This window comes from Streptococcus sp. SM3, from assembly GCF_027497875.1.
The window spans coordinates 1-2235 of record NZ_JAJNSA010000186.1 but is presented as its reverse complement, the minus strand read 5'-3'; the positions used below and the strand labels follow the sequence as shown (position 1 = coordinate 2235).

Below are 2235 nucleotides of genomic sequence, written 5' to 3'. Positions count from 1 at the left end.
TCAGACACTAGATGGAAAAAAGGAAAAGGGGACAGCAGTAGAAGATGTCTTGAAAAAATCAGGTCTTCCCAATTCTCTTAGTTTGACCTCTGAAAAGGACAAGCAAGTCCTAGCCCTGTCTTATCAGGTGACAGATGGACTGGTCTCTTTAACCTTTGAACGTGACCAGACTGGTCAGTATCGTTTGACGAAGAAGGGGTGAAGCAGATGATAGAGTGGATGAAAAAGAATCGAAAAGAGCTCTTGCTGCCGTTTTTGTGTTTTGTTTTAGGATTGTTACTTGCGATTGCAAGCATCCAGGTGCAGGAGCAGGGAACCGATACCAAGGAGGACCAAACACTGACTCATTTCCAGCCAAAGGATTACAAGAATTTGGTCAGCAAGGAACAAGAAATCAAACAGTTTAAATGGACCATCGAAGCTGTGGCGAATTTGAAAGTCCGTCTTAAGCAGAGTCAGCAACCAGGAACCCGCTTGGAAACAGTTGTGACTGAATGGGGAAAAGCACAAAAAGTTCGCTACACAAAGACAGCTCAAGGGGAACAAACCGTTCTTGTCTTGACTTATGCAGCTAAGCAAACCGATCAGGGGAAGAAAAGTGTGAACTTGTGGTTTGAAGAAGAGAAAGACCAGGGGTATCGCTTGACGATGGTGGATGCGACGAATTTGTTGGACGCAAAAGAGAAGACAAGCAGTGAGAAAGAAATCACTACTGAAAAAGAGCACAAAGGTGCAGAATTCGCCCAGCTTATTAAGAAACTAGGAAATCCTCAACGCTTAATCTGGGGGGAAGTGTCAGATGGCGGAATGGGGTATCGCGCGACTTACCAGCTACCAGGGCAGTCAGAAGTGGTAATGGAATTCAAGAAAAAAGGCAAGAAATTAGTGTTGGTATAAGAAGGGAGACATCATTGGACGATCAACGGACAGACATCAAGGCAACTTCTTCTCACCAGGGTGGGAGTCGCTTGATTTCAGAAGCTGACCTGGCTTCAATAGGGGGAAGCAGGCATTCAGAACCAAGACAAACGGTACTAGACTCCCAATCGGATAGGGATAAAACCTACTCTCCTTCCTCTAAGAGTGAAGGGTCTTCGCTGGCAGCCTTTTTTGGTTTATTGGCCATGCTGGGATTAATTGCCTATCTGGCTTCAGGAGGTATTCATAGTTCTTCTACTACTAGTGAATATGGAAGCACTAGCTTGTCTTATGGAACTAGAAAGGAAATCTTGAGAGGTGGTACGAGTAGCTTGATTGCTCCGGAGAGGGAATTTCAGTTTCAAGTGACCTATGAGAAGGCCATTTCCCTGATTCCTGGTTTAAGTGAGGGAGATCAAGGTCGTCATTATTCAACTTCTCTGTCTCCACAGGAAGTGGTAGCTGTACTGGGGAAGGCTAGCAGTGGGGAAGAAACCTACCAAGAAGGTGGTGTCAGTCCTTTTATGACACAATTGGAGTATCAGTCTGAAGGCTCTCCTTCTTCCGTAACAGTTTTACTTTCAAATATTGGTGTTGATCGTTTATCTTCTCTTGATTTTAAAAACTTAAACAGTGAGCGATTAGCCAATAAAAATGGTAGCTTAAACAGAGAAGATTTTGCCAATATGAAAATAGGAACGAGCTATTCAGATCTTGTGAATACAGTAGGAATTCCTAGCAGTGTTTCTTGGTCGAGTATGCTGGGTTCAGAGTCCTTCTTAACCTTTTACTATAAGCTTTCTGATTCGCGGTCCGTCATTATTCACTTTGGTAGCAATCGTACCATCAGTGAAATCAAGGGTCTAGAAGATTCAGCGACATCAACTTCCACGTCGCCTTAGGTGTCCATCTCACTAGGATTGTGGTATAATATGGATACCTTTAATTGAAATGAATGGAGAATCTCATGACTGCACAAAAAATGTCTGCACAAGAAATTATCGCTTTTATTGGAAATGCAGAAAAGAAAACAAATGTGAAAGTAACCTTTGAAGGGGAATTGGCAACAGCTGTTCCTGCTTCTGTTACCAAGCTTGGCAATGTTTTGTTCGGTGACTGGAAAGATATCGAGCCCCTTCTGGCTAACTTAACTGAAAACAAGGATTATGTGGTAGAACAAGATGGCCGTAACTCAGCTGTCCCATTACTGGATAAACGCTACCTAAATGCGCGTATTGAACCAGGCGCTATTATCCGTGACCAAGTAACGATTGAAGACAATGCGGTAGTCATGATGGGGGCTGTCATCAATATCGG

General features: G+C 43.4%; 2 protein-coding genes and 2 pseudogenes. All 4 read left to right on the top strand.

Annotation, left to right across the window (positions count from 1 at the left end; genetic code table 11):
- Window positions 1-202, top strand: a pseudogene (locus tag PAN06_RS13910) (hypothetical protein); the annotation flags it as partial.
- Window positions 203-207: 5 nt separating this feature from the next.
- A complete protein-coding gene (locus PAN06_RS13905) occupies window positions 208-897 on the top strand; it encodes a hypothetical protein (protein ID WP_269796623.1) in 690 nt (229 codons plus the stop codon).
- 14 nt (window positions 898-911) lie between these two features.
- The gene (locus PAN06_RS13900; protein ID WP_269796622.1) at window positions 912-1820 is read left to right on the top strand and encodes a hypothetical protein; all 909 of its coding nucleotides are present in this window, start codon (window positions 912-914) and stop codon (window positions 1818-1820) included.
- Between the two features lie 65 nt (window positions 1821-1885).
- A pseudogene (locus PAN06_RS13895) lies at window positions 1886-2235 on the top strand (2,3,4,5-tetrahydropyridine-2,6-dicarboxylate N-acetyltransferase); the annotation flags it as partial.